At 71.8% G+C, this 21122-nt stretch carries 17 protein-coding genes; 3 read left to right on the forward strand and 14 right to left on the reverse strand.

Translation table 11 applies throughout. The features are described from left to right. Positions 1-9 precede the first annotated feature (9 nt). On the forward strand, positions 10-2412 hold the full coding sequence (locus tag ACLNEE_RS07920; RefSeq protein ID WP_412006960.1) for a UvrD-helicase domain-containing protein: 2403 nt from the start codon (positions 10-12) through the stop codon (positions 2410-2412). A 9-nt stretch (positions 2413-2421) separates the two neighbouring features. After that, the gene (locus ACLNEE_RS07925) at positions 2422-3654 is read left to right on the forward strand and encodes a tRNA nucleotidyltransferase/poly(A) polymerase family protein (RefSeq protein WP_411424630.1); all 1233 of its coding nucleotides are present in this window, start codon (positions 2422-2424) and stop codon (positions 3652-3654) included. On the opposite strand, the gene ACLNEE_RS07930 is transcribed toward ACLNEE_RS07925, so the two are convergent. The 6 genes from ACLNEE_RS07930 to ACLNEE_RS07955 form a co-directional block, all read right to left on the reverse strand. Next, positions 3651-4313: a HupE/UreJ family protein gene (locus tag ACLNEE_RS07930; RefSeq protein WP_412006961.1), complete on the reverse strand. Its 663-nt coding sequence runs from the start codon at positions 4311-4313 to the stop codon at positions 3651-3653. The two genes, ACLNEE_RS07925 and ACLNEE_RS07930, sit on opposite strands and share 4 nt — an antisense overlap. After that, the gene (locus ACLNEE_RS07935; protein WP_411424628.1) at positions 4310-4939 is read right to left on the reverse strand and encodes a HupE/UreJ family protein; all 630 of its coding nucleotides are present in this window, start codon (positions 4937-4939) and stop codon (positions 4310-4312) included. Before ACLNEE_RS07935 ends, ACLNEE_RS07930 begins: the two co-directional genes overlap by 4 nt. A gap of 3 nt (positions 4940-4942) precedes the next feature. Continuing rightward, a complete protein-coding gene (locus ACLNEE_RS07940; RefSeq protein WP_412006962.1) occupies positions 4943-5965 on the reverse strand; it encodes a HupE/UreJ family protein in 1023 nt (340 codons plus the stop codon). Then, entirely contained in the window at positions 5962-6864 is a 903-nt protein-coding gene (locus tag ACLNEE_RS07945) for a peptidyl-prolyl cis-trans isomerase (RefSeq protein WP_412006963.1), read from the reverse strand. Before ACLNEE_RS07945 ends, ACLNEE_RS07940 begins: the two co-directional genes overlap by 4 nt. Beyond that, the gene (locus tag ACLNEE_RS07950) at positions 6864-8873 is read right to left on the reverse strand and encodes a DUF3604 domain-containing protein (protein ID WP_411423415.1); all 2010 of its coding nucleotides are present in this window, start codon (positions 8871-8873) and stop codon (positions 6864-6866) included. The genes ACLNEE_RS07945 and ACLNEE_RS07950 overlap by 1 nt, the downstream gene beginning before the upstream one ends. A gap of 79 nt (positions 8874-8952) precedes the next feature. After that, positions 8953-10815 carry a DUF3604 domain-containing protein gene (locus tag ACLNEE_RS07955; RefSeq protein ID WP_411423416.1) on the reverse strand — a complete coding sequence of 621 codons (1863 nt, stop codon included), beginning with the start codon at positions 10813-10815 and terminating at the stop codon, positions 8953-8955. A 222-nt stretch (positions 10816-11037) separates the two neighbouring features. On the opposite strand from ACLNEE_RS07955, the gene kdsB reads away from it, so the two are divergent. Then, entirely contained in the window at positions 11038-11793 is a 756-nt protein-coding gene (kdsB, locus tag ACLNEE_RS07960; RefSeq protein WP_412006964.1) for a 3-deoxy-manno-octulosonate cytidylyltransferase, read from the forward strand. 2 nt (positions 11794-11795) lie between these two features. Here kdsB and ACLNEE_RS07965 read toward each other — a convergent pair whose 3' ends face one another. The 8 genes from ACLNEE_RS07965 to ACLNEE_RS08000 all read right to left on the reverse strand — a co-directional run bounded on the left by ACLNEE_RS07965 (position 11796) and on the right by ACLNEE_RS08000 (position 21061). Continuing rightward, positions 11796-12371, reverse strand: coding sequence for a KdsC family phosphatase (locus ACLNEE_RS07965; RefSeq protein WP_411423418.1), 576 nt, complete (start codon positions 12369-12371; stop codon positions 11796-11798). Positions 12372-12391: 20 nt separating this feature from the next. Next, on the reverse strand, positions 12392-13213 hold the full coding sequence (gene kdsA, locus ACLNEE_RS07970; RefSeq protein ID WP_411423419.1) for a 3-deoxy-8-phosphooctulonate synthase: 822 nt from the start codon (positions 13211-13213) through the stop codon (positions 12392-12394). 76 nt (positions 13214-13289) lie between these two features. Continuing rightward, positions 13290-14312 carry a KpsF/GutQ family sugar-phosphate isomerase gene (locus tag ACLNEE_RS07975; RefSeq protein ID WP_412006965.1) on the reverse strand — a complete coding sequence of 341 codons (1023 nt, stop codon included), beginning with the start codon at positions 14310-14312 and terminating at the stop codon, positions 13290-13292. A gap of 20 nt (positions 14313-14332) precedes the next feature. Beyond that, positions 14333-16483, reverse strand: a complete 2151-nt coding sequence (selD, locus tag ACLNEE_RS07980; RefSeq protein WP_411423421.1) for a selenide, water dikinase SelD — start codon at positions 16481-16483, stop codon at positions 14333-14335. A gap of 16 nt (positions 16484-16499) precedes the next feature. Then, complete coding sequence (locus tag ACLNEE_RS07985; RefSeq protein ID WP_412006966.1) at positions 16500-17414, reverse strand: pentapeptide repeat-containing protein; 915 nt, start codon at positions 17412-17414, stop codon at positions 16500-16502. Beyond that, positions 17372-19201: a transglutaminase TgpA family protein gene (locus ACLNEE_RS07990; RefSeq protein ID WP_411423423.1), complete on the reverse strand. Its 1830-nt coding sequence runs from the start codon at positions 19199-19201 to the stop codon at positions 17372-17374. The genes ACLNEE_RS07985 and ACLNEE_RS07990 overlap by 43 nt, the downstream gene beginning before the upstream one ends. Beyond that, positions 19198-20145: a DUF58 domain-containing protein gene (locus ACLNEE_RS07995; protein WP_411423424.1), complete on the reverse strand. Its 948-nt coding sequence runs from the start codon at positions 20143-20145 to the stop codon at positions 19198-19200. Before ACLNEE_RS07995 ends, ACLNEE_RS07990 begins: the two co-directional genes overlap by 4 nt. Next, positions 20132-21061 (reverse strand): AAA family ATPase, encoded by a 930-nt coding sequence (locus ACLNEE_RS08000; RefSeq protein ID WP_411423425.1) that lies wholly within the window; start codon positions 21059-21061, stop codon positions 20132-20134. The genes ACLNEE_RS07995 and ACLNEE_RS08000 overlap by 14 nt, the downstream gene beginning before the upstream one ends. Positions 21062-21122 lie beyond the last annotated feature (61 nt).

The following is a 21122-nucleotide window of genomic DNA, read 5'->3' on the forward strand; positions in this document are numbered from 1 at the left end:
GGCCCGTGGATGAGCGCCTTCCTGGCCGGCCTCAATGAAGCCCAGCGCAAGGCGGTGGACCACCACACCGGTCCGCTGCTGGTGGTGGCCGGGGCCGGCAGTGGCAAGACGCGGGCCCTCACCCACCGCATCGCCCACCTGATCGGCCACCACGGCGCCGATCCGGCCACGCTGCTGGCCGTGACCTTCACCAACAAGGCCGCCCGGGAGATGAAGGAGCGGCTGGAGCTGCTGCTGGCCCAGAAGCTGGCCCAGAGCCAGTTCGGCCAGCCCTGGAGCACCCTGCCGCTGCTGGAGCAGCGGCAGCTGCGCAGCCGCATCTACCGCGAGGTGATCAAGGACCTCTGGATCGGCACCTTCCACGCCCTGTTCGCCCGGCTGCTGCGCTTCGACATCGACAAGTTCCGCGACCCCGAAGGTCTGAGCTGGACGCGGCAGTTCTCGATCTACGACGAGGGTGATGTCCAGAGCCTGGTGAAGGAGATCGTGACCCAGGAGCTGGGCCTCGATCCCAAGCGTTTCGAGCCCAAGAAGGTGCGCTGGGCGATCAGCAACGCCAAGAACCAGGGCTGGATGCCCGAGCAGCTCGAGGCCGATGCCGGCGGTCAGCGCGGCAAGCTGATGGCCGAGACCTACCGCCGTTACCGCCGTGCCCTGGCGGCCAACAACGCCCTCGACTTCGACGATCTGCTGCTGCTGCCCGTGCAGCTGCTGCGCCAGAACGACCAGATCCGCCACTACTGGCACCGCCGCTTCTGCCACGTGCTGGTGGACGAGTACCAGGACACCAACCGCACCCAGTACGAGCTGATCAAGCTGCTCGTCACCGACGGTCAGGATCCCGAGGCCTACGACAACTGGGGTGGCCGCTCGGTGTTCGTGGTGGGGGATGCCGACCAGAGCATCTACAGCTTCCGCGCCGCCGACTTCACGATCCTGATGGGCTTCCAGGACGACTTCGGCGACGGCGCCGCCGATGAGGCGACCCGCACGATGGTGAAGCTGGAGGAGAACTACCGCTCCACCGCCACCATCCTGGAGGCGGCCAACGCCCTGATCGCCCACAACACCGAGCGGATCGACAAGGTGCTGCGGCCCACCCGCGGCGAGGGCGAGCCGATCACCCTCACCCGCTGCGACGACGAGATCGCCGAAGCCGAGGCGGCGGTGCACCGCATGCGCATGCTTGAGGCCGCCCACAGCGAGCTCCGCTGGGGCGACATGGCCGTGCTCTACCGCACCAATGCCCAGAGCCGCGCCATGGAGGAATCGCTGGTGCGCTGGGGCATCCCCTACATCGTGGTGGGCGGCCTGCGCTTCTACGACCGGCGCGAGATCAAGGACATGCTCGCCTATCTGAAGCTGCTGGTGAACCCGGCCGACACGGTGAGTCTGCTGCGGGTGCTCAACACCCCCAAGCGGGGCATCGGCAAGACCACGATCGAGCGCCTCACCGACGCGGCCAATCAGCTGGGGATTCCCCTCTGGGAGGTGGTGAGCGATGCGGAGGCCGTGCGCTCCCTGGGGGGGCGCTCGGCCAAGGGACTGCTGCAGTTCCGCGAGCTGCTCAGCGACCTGCAGGCCCGCAGCCAGGATGCGCCCCCCTCCGAGCTGGTGCAGCGGGTGATGGAGCAGAGCGGCTACCTGGCGGAGCTCATCGCCGACGGCACCGACGAGGCGGAAGACCGGCGCCGCAACCTCAACGAGCTGGTGAACGCCGCCCTGCAGTACCAGGAGGAGAACGAGGAGGGCTCGCTCGAGGATTTCCTCGCCTCGGCCGCCCTGGCCAGCGATGCCGACAGCAAGGACACCGAGCAGGACCGGGTCACCCTGATGACCCTGCACGCCAGCAAGGGGCTGGAGTTTCCCGTGGTGTTCCTGGTGGGGATGGAGCAGGGCCTCTTCCCCAGCTACCGATCCCTGGAGGATCCCGCCGCCCTGGAGGAGGAGCGCCGCCTCTGCTACGTGGGCATCACCCGCGCCAAGGAGCGGCTGTTCCTCTCCCATGCCAGTGAGCGGCGGCTGTGGGGCGGCATGCGCGAGCCGGCCGTGCCCTCGGTGTTCCTCTCCGAGCTGCCCGAGGAGCTGGTGCAGGGCGACATTCCCCGCAGCGGCGGCGCTGCGATCCGGCGGGAGCAGCGGCTCGACCGGCTCACCCGGGTTGACCGGGAGGAGAGCCGGCGGGTGGCGGCGGGGGGAGCCGGCGGCGCCCCGGCCAACGCCGTGCGCCGCCGCGGCGCCGGCGCCGGCAAGACCTGGGCGGTGGGCGATCGCCTGCGCCACAGCTCCTTCGGGGAGGGCCACGTGACCCACCTGTTCGGCAGCGGCGAGAAGATCTCGATCGCGGTGAAGTTCGAGGGCATGGGCCCCAAGATCCTCGATCCGCGCCTGGCGCCGATCGAGCCCCTCTGAGGCCGCCGCTTGGACGTTCCCGGCATCCCGCAGGCCCTGGCGCAGGCCCTGGCCCAGGCGGCCTCCGCCCAGCGCGTGGCGCTGGTGGGGGGCGCCGTGCGCGATCTGCTGCTCCACCGCGTCCACAACGACCCCTGGCGCGGCGTTCCCGACCTCGACCTGGTGGCGGACGGCTCGGCCATCGCCCTGGTGCGGCGGCTGGAGGCCCTGCTGCCACCGGGGGCGCTGCGGGCGGCGCAGGAGCACGGCGCCTACGGCACCGTGGAAGTGGAGCTGCGGCTCGACGGGCAGACCGTGCTGCTCGATGTGGCCACCGCCCGCCGCGAGACCTATCCGCAGCCCGGCGAGAACCCCAGGGTGGTGCCGGGCCTGCTGGCGGATGATCTGGCCCGCCGTGATTTCAGCATCAACGCCATCGCCCTGGATCTGGCCAGCGGCGAGCTGCTCGATCCCCACGGCGGCCAGGCGGATCTGCAGCGGCGGGAGCTGCGGCTGCTCCATCCCCACAGCCTGCGCGACGATCCCAGCCGGCTGGTGCGCGGCGCCCGCTACGCGGCCCGGCTTGGCTTCCGGCTGGAGGCCGGCAGCCACGAGCAGGCGCGCCGCACCCTGGCGGCCTGGCCCTGGGCCTGGCATTCCGGCGAGCGACCGGGGCAGGCGCCGGCGGCCCTGGGCACGCGGCTGCGCATGGAGTTCGAGCTGCTGCTGCTGCGGGAGCCCTGGCCCGCCGCGCTGGCGATCCTGCAGGACTGGGGCGGCCTGACCCTGCTCGATGCCCGGATCCAGGCTGATCGCCACTGGCGGCGGCGCCTGCAATGGGCCGGCCGCGCCGGTGTGCCCCTGATGGTGGCCTTGGTGGCGGGCGCCGCCGACCCCCTGGCCCTGGCGGAGCGGCTGCAGCTGCCCCACCGCCAGCACCGCCTGCTGGCCCAGTGGCAGGAGCTGCGGCAGCGCCTGGCAGCGCTCCAGCCGGCGGCCGGTGGCAGGGGCGGCCCCGCCTCGGTGGCGGACTGGTGCAGCGCCCTGGAGGCGCCGGGCGGTTCGCCGGAGGCGGTGCTGCTGGCTCTGATCACGGGCACCGCCCCCCGCCGGCCACTGCTGCGCTGGTGGCTGCGCTGGCGGCACCTCAAGGCCCCGCACACATCGGCCGAGCTGATCGCCCGGGGGATGCGCCCCGGCCCGGCGCTGGGGGCGGAGCTGCGGCGCCTGCGGCAGGAGCGGCTGGCCCTGGAGCGGCCCTAACCCCGCAACGTCCAGCCCAGCATCAGCAGGCCCGCCGCCGCGATCCAGCTTCCCAGCACCCGCTGGCCGATCACCAGCCAGGGGCGCTGGATCTGGAGCAGCTGGCCGCAGAGGATTGCCAGGATTCCCGCCACGCCCGACACGGCGCCGGCAACGGCCAGCAGGCCACCGGCGTGGCTCATGGTGGCGCCGTTGCTGCTGCCCTGCAGCAGGCCCAGGCAGCCCGCCGCGATCAGCCAGACCGGCCGGGGCAGGCGGATCCGCAGGGCCACCGCCAGTCCGGCGAGCATGAAGCCCAGGGTGGCCACCAGCCTCATCGCACCGGTTTCCGGCAACCCCAGGCCGATCCATCCCCCCAGCAGCCAGGCGCCCGGCACCACGGCCAGGGCTTGCCGGCAGGTCGCGGCTCCCTGCTGCACGGCCCACAGGCTCAGCGCCAGCACCAGTAGCAGATCGGCCGGGGTGAGCAGCAGATGCACCAGCCCGTCGTAATACCCGCCGAAGCCCGTCTCCATCAGGTGAGCCGCGGCCGGGGCCGGCGCCGCCACCAGCGCCACCACCAGGGCAGCCAGCAGCAGCGCCCGCCCGTGCCGGGGCACCACGCCCTTCCACACGGTGTTGATGACGCGTCTCATGCCGCTGCTGTCGGCAGTGCTCATGCCACCGCCCGCACCAGGAACAGCAGACCCGTGAGGGCCACGCCGGCGCCGGCGGCCTGCACCACGCGCCGCCCGCCTGGCCAACGGCGCAGCTCCCCCAGCAGGATCCCGAGCAGGTGGAGCAGCCCTGTGGCCACCACGAATCCCAGGCTGTAGAGGAGCGCATCTCCCCCCGCCGGCAGTTCGGTGCCATGGGCATGGCCGTGGAACACGGCGAACACCGCCACGATGGCGGCCGCCAGCCAGAGCGGCGGCCGCTGCTCCAGCAGCACCATCAGCCCCATCACCACCCCGGACACGGCGATGCCCACCTCCACACCGGGCACGGGCACGCCCAGCAGGCCGAGCAGGCCCCCGAACGCCATCACCAGCGGGAAGGCCACCGGCAGCACCCACAGCGCCGGCGGACCCAGCACGGCCCCCCAGAGCCCCACCGCCACCATCGCCACCATGTGATCGGCTCCGGAGAGGGGATGGAGCAGGCCGGCGGCCAGCCCGCCGGCCTGGCCCCCTTCCACATGGGCCTGGGCCGCCTGGGGCAGCAGGGCCATGGCCGCCATCAGCCCGGGCACCGCGGCGGAGACCGTGGAGCGGCGATGCAGGGGGCGCGAGGGGAGCGGGGCCATGGCTCAGAAGGCGAACAGCAGCCCTGCGGAGTATTTCAGCGTCCAGTAGGCCCCGGCCGTGCCCACGGCCGTGCCCGGCAGATGCCGGACCCAGGGGGGCAGGGGGAGCTCGAGCTGCCTGAATGAGCGCTTCAGGGCCAGCACCAGCAGCACGAAGAGGTCCTGGCCGATCTCGATGCCGATGTTGAACATCAGCAGGGCCACCACCATCTCGCCGCGGGGCAGGCCCAGCACCGAGAGGCCGCTGGCGTAGCCGAAGCCGTGCAGCAGCCCGAAGACGAAGGCGATCACCCAGGGCCGGCGGATCGTGAAGCTCGTTTCACCGCGCCAGGAGCGGGCGATCTCCAGGCCGATGAACAGGATCGAGAGCGCGATGGCCACATTCAGCGGCGGGCCCGGCACCCTCACGATGCCGATTGCCGCGGCCGTGAGCGTGAGGCTGTTCGCGATGGTGAAGGCCAGCACGGTTTTCAGCAGCATCCAGCCGTTGTCCACGAGCAGCAGCAGACCGAGCACGAAGAGCAGGTGGTCGAACCCCAGCAGGATGTGTTCGATGCCGAGCCGCAGGTAGGCGAGGGCACCGCGCGGACCACCGTCGCGGGCACCCAGCACCACCGAGGGCTGCTCGGCTTTGAGCAGGTGGGTCTCCAGCTCGGCGCCGACGGGCTGGAAGCGCACCAGCACATCGGTGTCCACCGCCTCGAGGCCATCGACGGCCAGGGGCTGCCCCACCAACGGCGGGGCGCAGGTGAGGGTGGAGCGGTAGATCGAGGCCGTGGCCTGCCGTTCGCTGCCCAGCTGCCCCTGCTGGTGGCAGCCCTCGGGGAAGCGCGGTGCGATCGGCAGCTGCACGCCCTGCTGCAGCGGCAGCTTCCAGAGCACCGCGTAGCTGGCGGACTCGCTGGTCGAGCTCTGCTCGGTCAGTTCCAGGTACCCCGGCAGCAGCTCATGGGCGTGCAGGGCCTGGGGCAGCACCAGAGCGAAGCCGCACAGTACGGCCGCCAGAACGGCTCGGAGGCGCCTCATGGCGCCTGGGGGCCGGCCCCCGGCCATGTGGGCCGCGTCACCCGGTATTTGCCCAGAAGCTGGCGGTAGAGGGCCTGCTGATTTTCCTGGCTGCGGGCGGCCCGCCACTCCCGTTCCACCTGCTGCCGGATCTGATCCAGCGGCGGCAGCGCGCCGGGCTCCAGGCTGTCCACCATCACGAGATGCTGGCCATAGCCCGACGGAATGGGCCCCACCCAGCGGCCCTGGGCCTGCTTCACCAGGGCGTCGGCGAAGTCGGTGCCGAACAGGCCGGCCACCTCGCCCTTCGGCATGGCCGTCACCTGCGTGGGCTGGAGCACCAGGGGATCGCCGAGGGAGGCCACATCCGCCGGGGGCTCCGGCCCATTCAGGCGCTCCAGGAGCCGCTGGGCGTCGGCCGCAAGGGCCTCGCCACGCCCCTGGGGATCCAGGAAGATCTGACGGAAGCCGATCTGCGGCTCGGTGCTGAACCGCTCCGGATGGGCCTTCAGGAACGCCTGCAGCTCCTGGTCGCTCGGCTGGCCCTGGGACTCCTGGTCGTCGGCGAAGAACTCCATCTTCTGCCGCAGCCGGCGGCGGATGATCGTGTCGTCGCGGTCGAGGCCGAGGGCCTGCGCTTCCCGCACCAGCAACTCGGTGCGGATGTGATCGTCGATCAGCGCCTCCAGCTCGCTGCGGCTGGGGGGACGCTGCCAGGTGCGGGTGAAGGCGGCGGCAAGGGCCCCGGCCCGGGCTTCGCTCACCACGATCTCGCCCCCCGGGGCCGCGCCCGGCGGACGCAGCAGGCCATGGAGCAGGAAGATCGCGCCGCCGAGCGCCACGAACCGCACGATCGGCTCCCGCGCGACCCGCTGCAGCCGACCCTGGGGCTGGCTCTCGTCGCCGCTGGTGCTGGTCATCAGCTGGGGGAATACCAGATCGGTGAGGTCCAGGCGCGCTCCTGATGCTTCATCGGCACCTCCGGCGCCATGCTGATCCCGAAGCGCATGGCGTCGTAGGCGGTCCAGCGGGGGGTGGGGATCTCGATCACCCGGGCGTAGTACACGGCCCGCTGGGAGGCATCGAACTGCGGATCGCGCCAGAAGGCCGCCAGCTCCGGAGCGCCGATCGTGTTGGTCCAGCTGGCGGTGGCCACATCCACCGTGTCGCCCACCGGCGGCAGCGTGCCGTTGGCATCTGGCTTGCGGTCGCCGGCCCACACCACCTCATGGATGCGCTCGTGGCTGCGGCCGGAGCGGTCGCTCCAGATCTTGATCACCTGGATGCGATCCAGGTTGGCGCCCTCGGGATCCTTCAGGGCGGCCACCAGGAAGGTGGGGGCGCTGTCGCCATGGCTGCCGGCCTTGGCGGCCTGGGCCAGATCACCACCCATCGGCACCCCCTTGCGGTAGCCGGCATCGGCCAGGCTGCCGCGGCGCAGATCCTCCGGCTTGAAGCCCCAGCCGCCGAAGAAGCGCACGGTCATGCGGGTGCCGGAGGTGGCGTAGGTTTCGCGCCGTTTCATCGCGTCCCAGAGGGCCTCGCGGCTGTTGGCGGTGGCCCACACCGCCGCATAGCCGGCCGCTTCGTACTGCCAGGTGTAGCGGGTCTTGCCGAACCCCTGCTTCGACAGATGTTTCCAGCGATCGGCGCGGGGTTCCTGGTTCACGTGCTTGCCGAAGAAGTTCTCCTCCTCAATCGCTGTGAGCGAGTTGTGCACATCGGTGCCGCCGATGAAGCCGAACCGGAACGGATTCACCCCCAGCTTCTGCTCCTGGAGCAGCCCCTGGGCCAGGCCACCGCGCAGGTACATGAAGGGCCGCATCTCGGGGGATTCCGGCTTGTCTTCCAGGGTGAGATTGCCGTACTCCCAGCCGCTGATGCCGAAGTTGGCGAATTCATCGTTGGGCGAGAGGCTGGGATGGGTTTCGCTCGATCCCTTGGTCTGCATCATCTCCTGCAGGGGTTCCCAGCGGGAGCGGCGCTCGGCGTAGCTGCGGCTGAGGGGCGCTCCGCCGAAATCCACCAGCTCGAACATGCGGCCGTTGGAGAGGTTGGCGTTGTGGGGAATGGCCAGCAGCCTGCCGCCGGTCTTCGCTTCGTAGCGGGCCATCCAGTCCCAGAGCTTCTCTGGGTCTTCGCTCTGCCAGGCCGAGAAGGGCAGGATCTGATCGGCGCGGGCCTTGCCGTCGCGGAAGAGCACGTTGCGGTGCAGGTTGTTGCCGCCGGGCACCGAGGTCCACTCGTAGCCGATCATCGCCGTGAACCGGCCCGGATCGTTGTAGCGCTCGGCCGTGGCGGTGTAGGACTGCCAGACCGAGCGCATGATCGGCACCACCACCGCCGGATCCTTCACCGGCGCTGGCAGGGTGCCCTGGGCCTGGGCCGACACCAGCTCGTTCATGGCGTCCTGCTGCTTCTTGCCGCCGGCCTTGAGGGCCTCGCCCCAGCGCCTGAGGGTGGCATCGGCGCTGAGGGCCGGGTTGCCCGCCGCCACCTGCTCGATCACCCCCAGCCCTTCGGCATGGTCGGAGATCACCAGGAAATCCAGGGGGCGTGAGAGTTTCACCGGCTGCCCGGTGGAGGACACCACCTCCTCACCGCGGGCGAAGCGGTAGGCCTGTTCCGGGCTGAGCCGGTTGCCACCCATGAAGGCGTCGCCGGAATTGGCGGTGTGGTGGTGGGTGTCGCCGAAGAACACCCGGGTGGGATAGGTGCGGCCGGCATAGGGCGAATACGGCTTGGCCCTGGCACCCTGACCCGCCGCTGTGCCGGCGCCGGGGGCGCCATCCAGCGTGTCGGTGTGATCCACCAGGCCCCGCACCGGGATCGCCTCCTCGGCCTGGGGGCCGCTGACGGCCAGGGCCGCGGCCCCCGCCAGGGTGGCGCCCAGGGCCAGGGTGATCCAGGGAAGGGGACGACGCAGCATCGGCAGAACCCAGATGGAAGGGCGGGGATTGAGGGGTTGGCCTGCCGGAACCCCAGCCAGCAGACCCGCACGTGGCCGTTCAGCCCGGCACAGGGGCCAGCCAGATCGGTGAACTCCAGGCGCGCTCCTGCACGGTGGCGGCCACCCCTTCGAGCAGGGGCAGCCCGGCGCGCACCGCGTCGTAGGTGCTCCAGCGGGGGGTGGGAATCTCCAGCACCCGCACGTAATAGAGGGCCCGCACCGAAGGGTCGAAGTGCGGATCGCGCCAGGTGGCTGCCAGCACCGGGGCTCCGAGGTTGTTGGTGTAGGTGGCCCGCTTCAGGTCCACCGTGCTGCCGATCGCCGGCACGCGACCGTTGGCATCGGGGCTGCGCTGGCCGGCCCAGGCCACGTCGTGGATGGTCTCGTGGGTGTTGCCCTGCGCATCCACCCAGCCCTTGATGATCTGGATCCGGTCGAGGTGGGCGCCATCGGGATCCTTCAGCGCCCACACCAGGAACGTGGGCGAGCCCGCTGCCCGGCCCTTGGCGGGCGGCAGGTCCGCCCCCATCGGCACCCCCTGGCGGTACGCCAGCGCGATCATGTCGGCGCGTGTGGCCAGATCGCGCGGATAGTTCCAGCCGGCGAAGAAGCGCACCTTGAGGCGGGTGCCGCTGGTGGCGAAGGTCTCCCGCCGCTTCATCGCGTCCCAGATGTCGGCGCGGGTGTTGGCGGCGGCCCACACCCCCGTGAGGGCACCGGGATTGAGATCGCGGCCCTTGATCCAGCCGCCCACTTCGCCATCGCGGCGCCGGGCCACGCTGCCGTCGGCGGCCCCATGGCTGCCGGCCATGAAGTTGTCCTCGGCGGTGTTGCCAGGGGTGCCGTTGTGGTTGTCGGTGCCTCCCACAAAGCCGTACTTGAAGGGATTCACGCCCAGGCTCTGCTCATGGGCCAGGCCCTGGATCACGCCATCCCGCACGAAATCACCCTTGCTGAAGGTGCGTCCGCTGTAGTCCTGAATCGAGTCGGCATTCTCGAAGCCGGCGAATTCATCCGCACCCCAGAAGGCGCGGTGCACCTCCGAGTTGCCCTTGATCTGCATCATTTCGATCAGGGGCTCGAAATGGCTGCGGATGTCGGCGTAGGCACTGTCGATGGGGGCTCCATCGGGCCTGGTGGCCGCGAACATCATCCCCTTGCTGGCATTGGCGTTGTGGGGAATGGCGAGCACCTGCATTCCCTGGCGCTCCAGCCCCTGGAACCAGGCCCACAGCCCGGTCTCCCGGTTGATGTCGATGTAGCTCATCACTTTTTCGGGCACGTTCATGTCCCGGAAAAAGACATTGCGGTGCAGGTTGCCTCCCTGAGGCGCCGCGCTCCATTCGTAGGCCGGGATGGTGGTGAAGCGCCCTGGCTCGTTGTGGCGCTGGGTGGCGGCGAGAATCTCCTGCCAGCCGCTGCGTTCGGTGGCCTCACCCGCGTAGAAGGGCGGGTGGCTGGGGGTGGAGCCGCGGTTGCTCTTCACCACCATGGTCAGGAACCAGTTCTCGCGATCCTCGTAGGTCTGCAGGCCGCGCAGCTGCTGGATCAGCGGCTGGTCGTGGCCCGGCGCGCCCGGCACCAGCGTGCTGTACATCTCGCCGATGAATTCGGCGTGGTCGGTCACGGCAGCCCAGTCGAGCGGGCGCCGGAGGCGAAACTGCTGGCCGTTCACCTCCACCGTTTCCCCCTTGGCGAAGCGGTAGGCCCCATCCGGAGTGAGCCGCGCGCCGCCGATGTAGGCGTCGAGGGAATAGGCGGTGTGGAGATGGCTCTCGCCGAAGTAGGCGTTCTTCGGCAGATCGGCCGTGGCCTTGCCTGCGGCGACTGGAGCCGGGGCCTTCGCCGCGGCGGGGCGGTGCTGGAACGGAACCAGACCCAGCATCAGCAGCCCAAGGGCCAGGGTCGCCTGTTTCCGCATGCCCCGTGCTTGCCGCATCCCGTTTCAGTGTGTGATGCGCACCGGCCGAAGGGCGGCGCCCGTGCCATTTCGTTGGACTTGCACAGGCTGGCCTGGCTGCCGCGTGGGCGCGGATTCCAGTTGGGTGCCCCATAGGATCGGCCGAGCATTGCCCAGCCCTTGGCCGAGACCTGCCCCGTGGATCCTTCTCTGGCGGCTTCCCCAGGGCGGTCCCCCGTGGTGGTGGCTATCCCAGCGCGACTGGCCTCCTCCCGCCTGCCTGGCAAGGTGCTGGCCGACATCGCGGGCCGGCCGATGCTCCAGCACGTGGTGGAGCGCTGCCGCCTGGCACGGGGGGTGGATGCTCTGGTGGTGTGCACCGACAGTCCCGAGGTGCAGGCGGCGGCCACCGCCTGGGGGGTTCAGGCCCTGCTCACACCCTCCAGTTGCAGCAGCGGCAGCGAGCGCCTGGCTGCGGTGATCCCCACCTTGCTGGCCGCCGGTGGCGGAGCCGCCGAGCACACGCTGGTGATCAATGCCCAGGGTGATCAGCCGCTGCTCGATCCGGCGATCATCGAGGCGATGGTGGAGCGCTTCGCCGCCCTGGGGCGACCGGCGGTGCTCACGCCGGTGCATCCCCTTCCGGCCGCGAAACTCCACGATCCCAACGTGGTGAAGGTCTTGCGTGCCGCGGATGGTCGGGCGATCACCTTTTCCCGCAGCGCCCTGCCCCACGTGCGCGATCTGCCGCCTGAGCACTGGGCGGAGCGCACCACCTACTGGGGCCACGTGGGCCTCTACGGCTACCGGGGCGATGTGCTGGCGGGCTGGAACGCTCTGCCCCCGTCCTCCCTGGAGGAGCTGGAGAAGCTGGAGCAGCTGCGGCTGATCGAGGCGGGTGTACCGATCGCCACCTTCGAGGTGGAGCAGGACTGTCTCTCAGTGGACACCCCGGAACAGCTGGAGCAGGCCCGCCGCCTGGTGGCAGAGGCCGCCTGAGCTCAGCCGTTGCCCTCGCGCCAGCCGCTGCTGTGCAGCACTCCCAGGGCTCCCCGGCTCTGCAGCAGGGCCTCGGCCAGTTCCCGCACGGCGCCGTGGCCGCCGGGGCTGCGCAGCACCCAGTCGGCCCGGCGGCGCAGGGCCCTGTCAGCGTCCGCCGGGGCCACCAGCAGGGCCGTGGCCGGCCGCACCGCCAGGTCGTTGAGGTCGTCGCCGATGAAGGCGGTGGTGGCGGGCGTGGCGCCGAGCTCGGCCTGCAGCTCCTGCAGCCCCGCCAGCTTGTCGCCCACGCCCACCCGGCAGTGCCGGATCTGGAGGTGGCGGGCCCGCTGCTCGATCGCGCCGCTGCGGCCGCCGCTGAGCAGGGCCACCTCGAGGCCGGCGCGCTGCAGCATGCGGATTGCCAGGCCGTCGCGCACGTTGAAGCGCTTCACCACCTGGCCAGCAGCGTCGTAGTGGAGACCGCCGTCGGTGAGCACCCCATCCACATCGCACACCAGCAGCTGCACCGCCGCCAGCCGGCGGCCGGCCGCCAGGCGCTGCAGGCGGGAGCGCAGCGCGGGAAAAGGGGCAGGCATGGGGCTGGCTCCTTCCCGGATCAGAGGGTGCTGACGGCAAGGCCGTCCTGCACCACGGCCCGAAGCGCCATCAGCTGGCGCAGCAGCGCCTCCAGCCGGTGCAGCGGCACCATGTTGGGCCCGTCGCTGAGGGCCTGACTGGGATCGGGGTGTGTCTCCATGAACAGGCCGTCGGCTCCCACCGCCACAGCGGCCCGGGCGAGCGGCGCCACGAACTCCCGCTGGCCGCCCGAGCTGGTGCCCTGCCCGCCTGGCTGCTGCACCGCATGGGTGGCATCGAAGATCACCGGACAGCCGAGCGCCTGCATCTGGGGCAGGCCGCGGAAATCCACCACCAGGGTGTTGTAGCCGAAACTGGAGCCCCGCTCGGTGAGCCACAGCCGGCCGCTCTCCGGCTCCAGGCCGCTTTCGCGCAGCTTGTTCACCACCTGGGCCATGTCCCAGGGGGCCAGGAACTGGCCCTTCTTCACGTTCACCACCTTGTCGGTGCCGGCCACGGCCCGGGCGGCGGCCTCCAGCAGGTCGGTCTGGCGGCAGAGGAAGGCCGGGATCTGCAGCACGTCCACCGCCTCGGCGGCCATGGCCGCCTGCTGGCTCTCATGGATGTCGGTGAGCACGGGGATGCCTAGCTGCTCGCGCACCTCCTGCAGGATGCGCAGACCCTCCTCGGGGCCGGGCCCGCGGAACGACGTCCCGGAGCTGCGGTTGGCCTTGTCGAAGCTGGCCTTGAACACGTAGGTGATGCCCAGCTCCTGGCAGAGCCCGCTCACCCGTTCCGCCACCTGCAGCACCAGATCGCGGCTCTCGATCACGCAGGGTCCGGCGATCAGGCGGAAGGTCATCGGCTTGGTGGCGGGGGACAGAGAAAGGACAGGAGAGGGCGATCGCCCATGGGCCCGTACAAGGCCAGGGGATCGCTCAGCTGGGGGTCAACGAGGGGCTGAAGCCAGCCTTCACCAGATCATGGAGGCGCAGCAGGCCCTGGAGCAGATCGGGGGCATCGGGTGCCACCACCGGCAGCACCGAGATGGCCTTGCGGGGGTTGCGCTCCATCAGTTCCAGGGCGACGGCGGCCAGCACGTCGGGTGTGACCGTGATCGGATCGGTGGTGGCCATCTCCGCCGCCGTGATCCTGTCCCAGTCGTCCGGCCCGTGGCGCTGCAGGGTGCGGCGCAGATCGCCGTCGGTGATCAGCCCCGCCAGACGGGAGGGATCGCTGCCGTGCACCCAGCTGGCTCCGAGGCTGCCGCGGCTCGGGCTCCCCTGGGTCAGGTGGGCGATCACCATCGGCAGCCGTGCCCCGGGGTGGAGGGGCTGCAGTTCGGTGGCCGGCACCATCAGGTCGGCCACGGTGAGGGTGAGGCGCCGGCCCAGGGAGCCGGCGGGGTGGTTGATGGCGAAATCCACCGGTGAGATCCCCGCCCGCTCCATCCAGACCGCCGCCAGGGCATCGCCGATCGCCATCGCCACCGCGGTGCTGGCGGTGGGGGCCAGGTTGAGGGGGCAGACCTCCCGGTCCACGGCGGCATCGAGCACCAGATCACAGCCCCGGGCCAGGCTCGACTCCACCCGGCCGACCAGGGCGATCCGGCTGGTGCCGCGGCGTTTCAGGTGCGGCAGGATCGCCAAAAGCTCCTCGGTCTCGCCGCTGTTGGAGAGGAGCAGGGCCACGTCGTCGGAGGCCACGATGCCCAGGTCGCCGTGCAGGGCATCGACGGGGTTGAGAAAGACGGCCGTCAGCCCGATCGAGGAGAAGGTGGCGGCGATCTTGCGGGCCACGATGCCGCTCTTGCCGACGCCGGTGACCACCAGCTTGGCTCGCCGCTGCCGGCAGCTCTCGAGCAGGTCGAGGGCCGACTCCACCTGGAGGGGATCGAGGCGCTCGGCCGCTGCGGCGATGGCGGAGGCCTCTTCTTGCAGGCAGCGGGTGAGGGCGGACAAGGGCGGCACCGGCGGTGGTGTCATTCTTCCAGCACCCGGCCCACCACCGTCGCTGCGGCAAAACCGGCGTCCCGCAGGCTGAGCACCGCCGCAGCGGCGGCTTCGGCGGGTAGGGCCGCCAGCAGCGGGCCGCAGGTCTGGGGATCGATCAGCAGGCCCAGCTGGGCCGGTTCCCGGCCGCAGAGCACCTGGACCCGGCTCTCCAGCAGGGCCAGAGCCGTGGCGTTGGAGGACGCCAGCGTGCTGGCCTGACCCGCCTCGAGCAACTGCAGCGCTCCGGTGAGAGCGGGGAGGGCGGCGCCGTCCAGCTGCACTGCCACGCTGGGGGGGCTGGCCGCGAGCATCTCCCCCAGGTGGCCGAGCAGCCCAAAGCCGGTGATGTCGGTGCAGGCCCGGCAGCCGTGGTGCCGCAGCAGGTCCACCAGGGGGGCCTGACTCCGCTGCATCTGCTCCAGGGCCTGATCGATCCAGTCGGCCCGGGCCATGCCGGCCATGGCTGCGGCGAACAGCACCCCCGTGCCCAGGGGGCGGCTGAGCACCAGGGCGTCCCCTGGCGTGAGGGGCCCCTTGGGCCAGGACTCCCCGGCCTGGGCTCGGCCGTTCACGCTGAGGGCGACCGAGAGACCGGCTCCGTCCCGCGCCTCGAGGGTGTGGCCCCCGATCAGCGGGGCGCCCAGCTCCCCCAGCACCGAGCGGATGCCCTCCAGGGTCTGACGCAGCAACTCCTGCTGCAGGTCGGGCGTCGTCTGGGGCAGCGTCACCAGCGCCTGGGCGCTTAGCACCCTTGCCCCGCAGGCCCAGAGGTCACTGCAGGCATGCAGGGTGGTGAGCCTGGCGTTGAGCCAGGGGTCGCTGACCAGGGCGGGAAAGCCATCGACGCTCTGGAGCAGCAGCGTGCCGTCCGCGTCCTCCGCCACCACAGCCGCATCCTCGGCCGCCGTGGGGCCGCCGCTCTGGGCGAGGGCCGCCATCAGGGGGGCGGCCGGCAGCTTGGCGGCGCAACCGCGGCAGGCCATCGAGGGGGCGTCGCCATCCATCCCGTGCCGAGGCAGGAAGCGGGCCATGAAGCGGCGGTCGATGCTGTCCTTCCAGCGCCACAGCCAGGGGCTGGGCCCGACCGCCAGGGGCCCCCACAGGGCCATGGCACCGGGCTGGCGGAGGCTCCGCGCGCCGCCAGGGCTGGCGTCAGCGGCAGGGCTGAGGCCCGTGCCTTTGCCCGCGTCGCCGAGGAGCTGCAGGGCCCACCGCTGGGGCTTCCAGCTGGACAGTCGGGTGGGGGGAGTGTCGGGTTGGGCTGCCAGCGACCGTGCCAGGTTGCGCGCCAGCGTGGGCGCGGCCCGCACCGCCCAGACACCGGAGGGGGGCCGGGGTGCGGTTGTGATCACGGCACAGTCCCCGCAGGCGAAGATCCGCTCCTGCCCCTCCACCCGCAGGCTCGGCTCGGTGCGCAGGCGGCCGGCCCCGTCGGTGGGGAGCCCCGCCGCGCCCAGCCACCCCGGCGCCCGACTGCCGGTGCAGGCCAGTTCGGCGGGCTCGGTCTCGGGAGCCCGGCGCCGGATCCCGATCCCCGCCTCGCCCAGCAGCCGCTCCCCCAGCCGGTTGGCGGCCCTGGAACCGAGGTGGAGGTTCTCCCCCCGCAGCAGCAGGGTGACCGGCCGACCGCGGCGCCGCAGGGCGAGGGCCAGCTCCACGGCGGCGGCTCCGCCGCCCCGGATCCGCACAGGGGCCCTGTCTGTCCGGGATTCCACCCAGGTCAGGAAGGGTTCGAGGGGTTTCACGGCCATCGCTCCCCCCGGCGCGGCGGTGATGGCCCCCACATCCAGACTCAGCCAGTCCCAGGGGAGGGCCGGCCGGCCGGCGAGCTGGAGGGTTCTGCCAGCGGCGTCCAGGCCGGTGATCTCCGCCTGCAGGAAGCTGACGCCTGCCCGTTGGCAGAGCTGGCGCAGGTCGATGGCACCGGCGTCGCGGCCGTAGATCCCGGCGACGATGCCGGGGACCATGCCGGAGTACAGCGCGGAGCCGTGACGGCTCACCAGACTCACCAGGGCCGCGGGCGGTTTCGGTCGCCGGCCCATGGCCCACTGGTTCAGGACCAGCGCATGGGTGTGACCTCCGCCGGCGAGCACGAGATGGCCGGTGGGGCCGGAGCGGTGCATGGCGGGCAGGGGCAAGGCCGGGGGAGCCGGCTCAGAAGGGCAGGGGCATGAAGGCCTTGGCCGCCAGGGGGAGCAGGAACTGGAGGGCGCCCATCGCCCCACCGATCGCGCCGCCGATCGCCGCGGAACCGAGGCCGTTGCCGCCCCCACCGGGATCCTGCGGGCTGGCGGTGACGGCCTGAGCCGCCTCGCGCAGCTGGGCCGCCTGGGCTTCCTCCCCACCGGCGGCATAGAGCGAGGCGGCGTAGTCGAGATCACTGCCGGCCTGCTGCGCCTTGCCGAGCTCGCGGCGGGTCAGGCCGCGGGCCACCCAGCTGATGGCGGCGGAGGGCTCCTGCTGGATCGCCGAGCTGAAGTACTGCTCCGCCTCCGGATAGCGACCCTGCTGGGCGGCCTGCACGCCCGCGTTGTGCAGTTCGCCGAAGCTCAGCTGGCCATGGTCCAGGCCGCGGGCACCTTCCCAGTGGGCCCGGGAGAGGGAACCGGGATCGAGCAGGGCGCCACTCAGGTCGGCCTGCCGCAGGTCCGTGCCTTCGAGGCGTGCCCCCCGCAGATCGGCACCCCGCAGGGAGGCGCCCTGCAGGGTGGTGAAACTGAGATCGGCGCCGCTGAGCTGGGCCCCATCCAGGCGGGCCTGGCCCAGGTTGGCCCGCTGCAGCCTGGCCTGGCGCAGATCGGCATCTTCCAGCCGGGCATGGACCAGATCGGCCCCCGCCAGGTTGCAGCCCTTGCAGCGGCGGTCCTCCTGGAGGCGGAGCAGGTCGTCGAAGGAGGCCGGAGCTGCGAGAACAGCAAGCGGGCTGATGGCCGCCGTGATGGCTGCCGTGATGGCCGCCAAGATCAGGGGGGCCTGGCTGAGGCCCGGGAACGGGGCGCTGGCCGCGCTCCACAACCGACGGGGGTTCATGGCGTGGAACTCGTTGGTTGCCTTATAGCGTCCCTGCACGACCGCTTCAGCTGCCGCAGGGCCAGCTTCCAGGCCTGCCGCGCCCGCCGAGCCTCGGCAACGTCGCGGGGAGGGGGGGCGAAGCGCAGGGCCGTGTGCTGATTGGCCAGGTCGGCCAAAATGGGGGCGAGGCTCGGATGGCGCTCCCCGGCCCGGCTGCACAGGGACTGCAGGCTCTCCCCCGGCCGGGCAGGGACGGCCAGCCCGCGCAGCAGGGACAGCAGCCGCTTCAGGTCGCGCTCCAGCCAGTCCTGTCGTGGCTGGCGCCCAGAACGGCCGATCAGGGCGAGGCCCGCCAGCACCCCGATCACCAGGCCCGCCAGGATTGTCCATCCCAGCCATTGCCGGTTGGCGCCGAACAGCTGCTGCAGAAGGGCTTCCTGGCCGGCCCGGTCAAAGCCCAGCCACCAGCGGCTCCAGGCCACGTCGAGGCCCCACCACTGCCGCTGCAGCCACTGCCACGGGTTCATCAGGCCGGCCCGGGCCGGAGCTCCCTCCGCTGCCCGGGCCGTGCTTTCCGGACTTCCCGCCGCCCAGCTGCTCGGATCGATCCGATTCCAGCCGCTGTCCGGCAGCCAGACCTCGCTCCAGGCATGGGCATGGCTCTGACGCAGCTCCAGGTAGGGCGATCCCCCCACGGGAACGACCCATTCGCCCCCGTAGTACCCCGTCACGACCCGCGCCGGCACCCCCGCCGCCCGCATCAGCGCCGTGAAGGCGCTCGCGTAGTGGCCGCAGAAGCCCACCCGTGTCTCGAACAGAAAGGCATCCAGGCCATCCCGCTCCGGCAGGGCCCCTGGCTGGGTGTCGTAGCGGAACCCGGCCTTCAGGAACCAGGCCCGGGCTGCTGCGACCCGCTGCTGGGGCTCAGGCAGCACCCGCCAGCCCTCAGCCAGGGCCCGCAGCCGGGGATCCCCGGCCGCGGGGAGCAGCAGATCCGATGGACGGGGCGGCGCCCGTTGCCAGTCGGGTGGCGCCGCAACGGAATCCATTGGGTAGGCCCTGGCGTTGGCGGGTGGCTGGTCCAGCTCCAGTTCCCCGAGGGGATCCTGTCGCAGGCGGGTATCCAGGGGGAGGCTGCGGCCATCCCAGGGCACCGCCGTGAACCGGCTGGGTTCGACCAGCCAGAGCTGGTCGGGCTTCTGCCCGAGCGGGCCCGACGGCAGGGCGCGGAAATCGCTCGGCTGCCGCTCCCAGCGGCGACCATCGAAGCTGGGATGCACCAGCACCCGCCAGTAGCGATCGCCCGGGGCTGGCGGGCGGTCGTCCGCAAACGCCACCCGGGCGGCGGGGGCCTCATCCGAGGCCAGCTCGGCGATGGAGCCGGGATCGAGCTCCGCGCTGAGGCCGGTGGTGCCGCGGGCCCCGTGGCGTCCGTCCCCGTTGCCGAGGGGACCGATGCGGGGCACCAGCAGGAAGAGCACCAGCGCGAGGGGCAGGCTGGCCGCCAGCACCCGCAGGCTGCGGCGGATCAGCAGCGACCAGGACACGGTCGTCTCCGACTCCAGGCTGAGCAGGCCAGCCAGGATCAGCACGGTGGCGGTCAGTTGCAGCAGGCTGGGCAGCAGGCCGGGGAGCTGGGCCGCGAGGAGGCCGCAGCAGATCAGCTGAACCAGGGCCACCTGTCGCCGGCCGTCGCGGCTGCTGGCCTCCCCCAGCTTCAGGCCCGCCGCCACCACCAGGGCCAGGGTGCACCAGGCGAGCAGGCCGCTGAGCTCCAGTCCCAGGCAGCCCAGGACGAGGGCTCCCATGGCCAGCCACGGCAGCCGACGGGAAGGCAGGCTCATGGGGTTCGGGCGAGAGCCACCAGGCAGCGCTCGCGATGCCGGCGTCCCACGCCTGGTGGGATCCGGCAGTGGGGCAGCACGAGGCCATAGGCCTCGCCCCGCTGGCTGCTCTGCCAGATCCGTGCGCTCAGGTGCTCGAGGGCCCGCTCCAGAGGAACCCCGGCTGCCGGCATCAGCAGCTGGGGTTCCCCGGCGGGATCACGCAGCACCTTGCTGAGCCGGCCGCGGCCCTGGGCCAGCACCTTCCAGGCCAGGCGGGCATGGCCGTCCTCGGGCCGGTGGGGGCGCAGGTCATGCCAGATCGCACTGCCTTCCCGGTCGGCGTCGGAGCCGCGCTCCGCGACCGCACTGGGGGCCGGCTGGTCGGCCAGGGCCACCGGCCCGGCCCGCCGGGCGGGATAGACCACCTGGGGAATGGGGGGATCCCAGCGGCTCCAGCAGATGAACAGCCCCAGGGGAGCGCGGCTGCTGAGCACCAGCCGCCCCGGCCGCTGCGCTCCCCGTCGCTCCGGTGTCCAGGGGACCATCAGCGACGCCGTGCCGGCAGGGATCCGCCGGGGATCGGCCGCGGGGCCACCGGTCAGTCGCAGTTCGATGGCCTCCCGGGTGCAGCTGCTGTGGGTCACCAGGGGGTAGCCGAGGCGCTGGCCGGCGAAACCGGGTTTCGGCTCGCCGCAGCGCAGTTCCAGGCCCTGCAGGTTGAAGTGGGTGAGGTGCAGGGCCAGCAGCAGCAGGGCCAGCATCAGGAAGCTGAGCAGCAGGGGGCCGTTGCGCTGGGTCTGGATGCCCACGGCCTGCAGCATCGCGGCGGTGGTCAGCCACAGCCAGCCGAAGCGGGTCGGAAGGATGTAGAGGTTCCGCAGCCCCAGCCGCAGCCGCTCCCCCTGCTGGGCCCGCCCGAACGGCGGTGGCCTGCGGATGGCTGTGGGGTCACCGGATCGCATCCACCGTCTCCAGCAACCGTTCGCTCAGGCCCCCCTGGCTGGCCGGATCCATCCGATGCTCGGCCACGGCGGCAAACACCGCCTGCACATCGGCGGGGGTCACGAAGCTGCGGCCCTCCAGCAGAGACCAGGCCCGCGCGGCTCCGACCAGCCCCTGGGACGCGCGGGGGGACAGGGGCGCACCAGGCTGGTCGGGGCTGCGGCTGGCGGCGACCAGGTCGAGTACGTAGTCGAGCAGGGCGGCCGAGCAGTGCTGGCGGCGGCACCGCTGCTGCAGGCTGGGGAGCGACACCGGCTGGCGATCCGCCAGGAAGGTGTCGAGCCGCAGGGCTTCCCCCGCCAGCAGGGCCCGTTCGGCGGCCCGGTCCGGGAAGCCGAGGCTCAGCCGCATCAGGAAGCGGTCCAGCTGGGACTCCGGCAGCGGGGCGGTGCCGATCTGGTCCAGACCGTTCTGGGTGGCGATCACCACGAACGGTTCCGGCAGCTCATGGCTCGTGCCGTCGACGCTCACCCGCCCCACCGCCATGGCCTCCAGCAGGGCGCTCTGGGTGCGTGGGCTGGCCCGGTTGATCTCATCGGCCAGCAGCACCTGGCTGAACAGCGGACCGGGCTGGAAGTGGAAGGTGCTGGTGCCGGGATCCAGCACGTTGATGCCGGTCAGATCGGCGGGCAGCAGGTCGCTGGTGAAACTCACCCGCTTGAAGGCCAGGCCGAAGCTGCGGGCCAGGGCCTCCGCCAGGGTGGTCTTGCCCGTGCCCGGAAGGTCCTCCAGCAGCAGGTGACCGCGGGCCAGCAGGCCGGCCACGGCCAGCCGCACCTGATGCTCCTTGCCCATCAGGACGCCGCCGATACCCCCGATCAGCCCCTGCAGCTCCGCTTCCAGCCGCTCCCCCGCCCCAGCCCCCGCCCCCGCCACGTGTCACGCCCTTACCGCGCCCTGATTGTGGCGGGGTTCCAGGGCCCTGGAGGCACTTCTG

The organism is Aphanothece stagnina RSMan2012 (assembly GCF_046764815.1).
In the GTDB taxonomy this organism is placed as follows: Bacteria; Cyanobacteriota; Cyanobacteriia; order PCC-6307; family Cyanobiaceae; genus NIES-981.